Raw genomic sequence first — 2,546 nt, forward strand, 5'->3', positions numbered from 1 at the left:
CGCCGGTGCGGTCGTAGGGTATGAAATGGGGATTTCAAGCTTACGACCCTTTTTGCATTTGGCCAAATCAAGCACTAAAACTGCTCACAGTATTATTGGTGGGATTACTTAGTTTATAAGAATAAAGGTCGGCCTTGTTGATAACGACTGACTCGAGCGTTGTAGAACCAGTGGTTAAATCATTATCAATATCGCCTACGGTAAATGATCCATTAAAAACAACGGGTACTGCTGGTACGGTTGCTGTACCCGTTCCTGTTTTGACGACAGACCATTTAACTGTCGATGTTAGTCCGGCAGGTGCGGTGGATGCACCCGATATGGCATAACGGGCTAGTCTGGCTCCCGATATGGTGTTTGTAACCTGATCGAAACGAGGGTACGTTGCGTCGGCGGTACCTGAATAAGTCAGAACTTCGGCAATAACGTCAACTGCCTGGTTATTGATAGTGGCCACGTTACTATACACGGCTTTTCTGCCAACGCCCTGCCCAGTTACGGTAGGGGCCGAAGTAAAAGAAAACCGGGTGAAGCCATTCTGTCCCGGTACTGGGCAGTTGGCTGTTCGTATGCCAACCGTAACAGAAAGCGTTGCCGTACAGCCGTTAGCATCCGTCACCGTTACGGAGTAGTTACCTGGCAAGGTGTTTGTCAGGTCTTGTGTAGTAACCCCATTGCTCCACAAATACGTGTAAGGTGCCCGGCCACCCGTTATGGTTAGATCTACAGCCCCGTCTGCGGTCGTTGCACTGCTGGCACTGGTTGTAGTAGCCGACGGGATCAGGCCAGGATATTGCACAAAGGGGTAATAAATTTCGGTAGAACTGCTACTGGAGCGGGTAATCCGAACGGCTATCTCGTCAAAAGGCAGGGTGGTGACAAATCCAAATACCCGTTTGCCCGATCCAGCCAGAGAAGTATACTCAATCAGATTGGATACTGTTGTAGAGGTCTCTTGTAAAGTTCCTGCCAAATAGGTGTAAATAGTTATGGACGATGGTAGATTTGCTGCCGTTATGTTACTGTTACCCACTACATAACCTGCTGTAGACCCGGCACTAAACGTAGTGCTGGCCCCCACCGATATTTGCCCTGCTGAATTGGTCAGGTTGGCCGTGGTGATCGTACCAAAATTGGTCAGGTTGGCATCGGGTACGTTAGCTGTATTAGCAGTTCCACCCCCGTTACTAGTGGTAGTACGACCATTGGCAATGGCTGCCCCGGAGAAATTAGTCGTAATGACGTTCCTGTAATTACAGGGTATCGTTTGTGCCTGTGTATCAAGGCTTAGTCCGGTCAGTGACAGAATTGCTACACTGTAGGACAGCCATGTAGACAGGAGCCGGACTATCTTTCCTCTTGTACACCCACTTTCTGTCTGTTTCACAGCTAATGCCCTGTTATACAGAGAAGAACCATTGCCAACACAACGAGAGTAAACAGGTACGTTCATAGACTGATTTTATAGTTACTGATAAACCTTCTTGGTTAAACGCTGTACACAGTACGCGTACAGTTGTCATAAGCGACAATTGCCGGCTCAAGGCCATAAAATCGGCGTAGAAGACTAACTTGTAGCCTGACTTTACCGTGTTTTATGGCGTATGTTTTTACTGTTACCAGTAAGGCAACAACCTTGCGACAACGGTGAAAACAGCCCAGAATAGGGGACGAACGAAGAATAATGGGGGACGAAAGGTGGAGTAGCTTGTGCTCTCAGGAGAAACCAGCAAGGAGGGGGACCCTTCACAAGATTAATGCCACTTTAGCATTATTGTAGATAAAAAGGTTATTTATAGGTTTAATAGGCTAGTATAAGTTATAATTATTTGACAAAAGTTTACTTTAGATATTACTTTTGTGTTTTGTCAGTAATGACTATTTTGCCTTAGAAAGGAGGATTAGCAACCAGAATGGCTTTAAAATTGAGTATGATTTGTCGGGTAGTCAATTTTCATACGCTTACTGCCTTACTGATAAAGTAGCTTCAAAAGCAGATGAGTACGGTTGGTAAAGAGAGTATACGGATACTGTTGATTGAGAATGATCCTGAATGGGCAGCTACCCTGGCGATGATGATCGACCTTTGGGGTTATCAGCTGATAAGTACTGCCCATTCGTTGAGTTTGGCCGAAGAGGTACTGAAAAAGCAATCGGCCGATCTGATTATCAGCGATGTAATAATGGATAGTAGTAATATTGTCGAGTTCCTGTATCGTAGCCCTTCCCTACAATGCCCGGTGATTTTTGCTACCAGCTGTACCGATTTGTTCCAGTACGAACTGGCTGGTCAACGAAAGGATACCCGTTACCTGATAAAACCGTTTCATGCCCTGACTCTCCGCTCGGCAATTGATTCGGTGATGCGTAAACCCGCTCCGCCCGAAGTCAAAAAAGGTGTGACCGTTCGTGGTCCCAATAACCAGCGGGTGCTGGTAGCGTTCAACACTATTTATTAGAGTTTATGTCAATTTAGGCTTAGGATGATTAGGATACTGAACAGGCTTTCGTGTCACTCTGAAATTGTGCAAGCCAGCGCACAAGTG

General features: G+C 46.2%; 2 protein-coding genes. One reads left to right on the plus strand and one right to left on the minus strand.

Going from position 1 to position 2,546, the window contains the following annotated elements; all coding sequences use genetic code 11:
• Positions 1–67: 67 nt before the first annotated feature.
• A complete protein-coding gene (locus B157_RS0111430) occupies positions 68–1,387 on the minus strand; it encodes a SprB repeat-containing protein (RefSeq protein WP_020603459.1) in 1,320 nt (439 codons plus the stop codon).
• A gap of 610 nt (positions 1,388–1,997) precedes the next feature.
• Here B157_RS0111430 and B157_RS0111435 point away from each other — a divergent pair.
• Positions 1,998–2,459, plus strand: coding sequence for a response regulator (locus tag B157_RS0111435; protein ID WP_020603460.1), 462 nt, complete (start codon positions 1,998–2,000; stop codon positions 2,457–2,459).
• The last annotated feature ends 87 nt before the right edge of the window (positions 2,460–2,546 follow it).

This window comes from Spirosoma spitsbergense DSM 19989 (assembly GCF_000374085.1).
GTDB lineage: Bacteria > Bacteroidota > Bacteroidia > Cytophagales > Spirosomataceae > Spirosoma > Spirosoma spitsbergense.